We start from the raw sequence: 3,594 nt of genomic DNA on the forward strand, positions 1-3,594 counted from the left end.
TAATACGGCGCCTGTTGAGGTCGCTCACCCTCGTGCGTAACCGGGCCGTGACAAACCTGCTGGTCGGCGCCGAGGCATCTGTATATAGACACACCTCCAGAAGAGGCAGACTCCGCAACGGGAGGCACGGCGGGCCGGTCCGGTGTTCCGCGAACATGGGGTCTCGCTACCTGGAGAACCTACCACTCATGCCGCGCATGCCTAGTGGTCATGCCCTGGGTCACCGGTCGGCGTCAGCGGATATGGTGACAGGTTACCGGTGTGTTTACCAGCCGGAAATATGTTGGCCGGCATATGTTTGTTGACTGCCGTGTTGTCACACGGACTATTTCTACGGCCATTCTGATAATTCCCAGAAAGGTATTTTCGGTGCAGTTCGGGGGTTTGCCACAGCCCCGGGCGTAGCTCTTGACCTCGGTAGACAGCGCGGAGCAATCGTCGCATTTCTCGCCGTCATCGGACGACGGTGCGGGCTGTACAGCGCCGCGGCGACATTTTCGCTGTCATTTTCCAGACCGCTGGCGAGCGTCGCCGGCGGGTATTTTGTCGGACCTGGCGCTACCCGCTACCCGCGGCCCAGGGCAGGCTCGGGCGCGGCGGGCCGGAGCCGGCCGCTGCCGCGCACGTCCGGGGCGCCCAGTCGGGCCGCGTCGGCGGTCTGATCGTCGGCCTGCCGCTGGGACTCGCGTTCGGCCGCCACCCGGGCCCGGTAGTGCTCGATCTCCGCGGCGGCGGTCGCGTGATCCCAGCCCAGCTCGGGTCCGACCAGCTCGGCGACGTGCGCTGCGGCCTCCAGGCCCCGGTCCCAGGCTTCGATCGAGATCCGGGTCCGGCGGGTCAGTACGTCGTCAAGGTGCAGGGCACCCTCGTGGGACGCGGCGTACACGGCCTCCGCCGCAAGGTAGGTGCTGGCCCCGCGCAGCGGCGCTCCAAGTGCGGGGCGCTCCTCGATGAGGGCGAGGATCTCGCGGGCGAGGCTGCCGTAGCGTCCCAGCAGATGCTCGACCCGGGCCACGTGCAGCCCGCTGCGGTTGGCGAGTGTCTCCCGGGCGTTCCACAGCGCCTGGTAGCCCTCGGCACCCAGAAGCGGGATCCGCTCGGTGCACGAGGCCGGCACGTACCGGTTCATGCCATGGACGGCCGAGTCGACCGCGTCGCGGGCCATCACCCGGTAGGTCGTGTACTTCCCGCCGGCCACCATGGTCAGGCCCGACACCGGCGAGACGACCGCGTGTTCCCGGGACAGCCGCGAGGTGCCCTCGGACTCGCCGGACAGCAGCGGCCGCAGCCCGGCGTAGACCCCGGTGATGTCCTCGTTGGTCAGCGGTGTGCGCAGCACCCGGTTGACGTGTTCCAGCACGTAGTCGATGTCCGCGCTGCTGGCTGCCGGGTGGGCGAGGTCGAGGTTCCAGTCCGTGTCGGTCGTCCCGATGATCCAGTGCGAGCCCCAGGGGATCACGAACAGCACGCTGGTCCGGGTACGCAGGATCAGCCCGGTGGTGGAGTGGATCCGGTCGCGGGGCACGACCAGGTGGATGCCCTTGGACACCCGGACGGACAGCTGACCGCGACCGCCGGCCATGGCCTGGATGTCGTCGGTCCACACCCCCGCCGCGTTGATGGTCTGGCGGGCCCGGACGTCGATCTGCCCGCCGTTCTCGAGGTCGTCGACACGGACGCCGCTGACCCGGTCGCCCTCCCGCAGCAGTCCCGTCACCCGGGCGCTGGTGGCGATCAGGGCGCCGTAGTGGGCCGCGGTGCGGGCGACGAACATGGTGTGGCGGGCATCGTCGACCTGGGCGTCCCAGTACTGGATCGCCCCCACCATGGAGTCCGGTCGCAGGGACGGTGCGGCGCGCAGCGCGGCCTGCCTGCTCAGATGGCGGTGGTGCGGCACGTTGCGGCGACCGCCGCCGAGGGTGTCGTAGAGCAGCATTCCGCTGCCGACGTAGGCGCGTTCCCACATCCGATGCGTGATCGGGTATATGAACGGGACCGGGCGCACCAGGTGCGGGCACAGGGTGTCCAGCAGGAGCGCCCGTTCCCGCAGCGCCTCGGCGACCAGCGCCACGTTGCGCTGCTCGAGGTAACGGAGCCCACCGTGGATGAGCTTGCTCGACCGGCTGGATGTGCCGGCCGCGAGGTCTCGTGCCTCGACCAGGGCCACCGACAGGCCGCGGGTGGCCGCGTCGAGCGCGACCCCCGCACCCGTGACGCCGCCGCCGATGACGACGACGTCGACGACGTCGGTCGCCATCTGGCGCAGGGCGTCGTCCCGGGTGGTGGGGTTCAGCCGTGCCGGAACGATCATCGTGTTCCCCGTTTCCGGAGCGCGGATGCAAGGTAGGGCGCGGACACACGTCACATCGTGCCCGCTGCAAATAAACTCCGCATGCCGCGTTGCCCACAGCCCGCCCGCAGGAGCCGCCTGATGGACCTCACGTTCACGCCCGAGGAGGAACAGTTCCGCGCGGAGCTGCGTGCGTGGTTGGCGGACAACGTCCCGCCGCGGTGGCGGTCCCGGTCGTTCTGGTCGGCCATGCCCGAGGCGGCGGCGTTCGAGCTGCGCAGGGACTGGGAGCGCCGCAAATACGACGCAGGCTTCGCCGGTATCTCCTGGCCACGGGAGTACGGCGGGCGCGGCGGGACGCCCGGCATGCAGGCGATCTACGACGAGGAGACGCAGCGTGCCGGGGCGCCACACACGGTCAACGCCCTCGGGCTGGCCTTCCTCGCCCCCACCGTCATGGCGATCGGTACCGACGAGCAGAAGCGCGACATCATCGGCCCGATGCTGCGCAACGAGGTGATCTGGTGCCAGGGTTTCTCCGAGCCGGGTGCGGGTTCGGACCTCGCGGCGCTGCGCACCGGCGGCGTGCTCGACGGTGACGAGTTCGTCGTCAACGGTCAGAAGGTCTGGACGACCAATGCCGTGTACGCGGACAAGATCTTCGCGCTGGTCCGCACGGAACCCGGCTCCCAGCGGCACAGCGGCATCTCCATGCTGCTCATCGACATGCGGTCCGACGGGGTGCAGGCCCGGCCGTTGCGTCAGATCAGCGGCGCGAGCGAGTTCGGCGAGGTGTTCTTCACCGATGCCAGGGTGAAGGTCGGTGACTGTCTCGGCGGGGTCGGCAACGGCTGGTCAACGGCGATGCTGTTGCTGTCGTTCGAACGTGGGGCCTCCGGCATCGTCCAGTACACCGCCATGCGCCGGCAGTTCGACGAGATCGTGGCCACCGCGGCCACCTTCGGTCGCACCGGCGACCCGATCCTGCGCCAGCAGCTCGCCAGCCGGATGGTCGAGCTCGAGTGCCTGCGCTACCGCTCCATGCACGTGCTCACCCAGGTCGAACGGGGCGAGGACCTCGGGGCCGGGTCATCTGTGACCAAACTGCAGTGGTCGCACACGCACCAGGACCTGTGGGAGACCTTCGACGACCTGCTCGGTCCGGAGGCGACGCTCGCCCGACCGCGCCCCGACACCGACCTGCGCGCCATGCAGCAGGAGGCCATGTGGTCGCGTTCGGTGACGATCTGGGGCGGTTCGTCGCAGGTGCAGCGCAACATCGTCGCCGAGCGGATCCTCGGGCT

At 69.3% G+C, this 3,594-nt stretch carries 2 protein-coding genes; one reads left to right on the forward strand and one right to left on the reverse strand.

The window, feature by feature from the left end; all coding sequences use genetic code 11:
• Nucleotides 1-565: 565 nt before the first annotated feature.
• Nucleotides 566-2,311, reverse strand: a complete 1,746-nt coding sequence (locus tag U9979_RS07745; RefSeq protein ID WP_322778822.1) for a glycerol-3-phosphate dehydrogenase/oxidase — start codon at nt 2,309-2,311, stop codon at nt 566-568.
• Between the two features lie 120 nt (nt 2,312-2,431).
• On the opposite strand from U9979_RS07745, the gene U9979_RS07750 reads away from it, so the two are divergent.
• The coding region (locus U9979_RS07750) for an acyl-CoA dehydrogenase family protein (RefSeq protein WP_322778823.1) at nt 2,432-3,594 on the forward strand (1,163 nt) is incomplete at its 3' end.

This window comes from Protofrankia sp. Cas4 (assembly GCF_963555915.1).
Classification (GTDB): domain Bacteria; phylum Actinomycetota; class Actinomycetes; order Frankiales; family Frankiaceae; genus Protofrankia.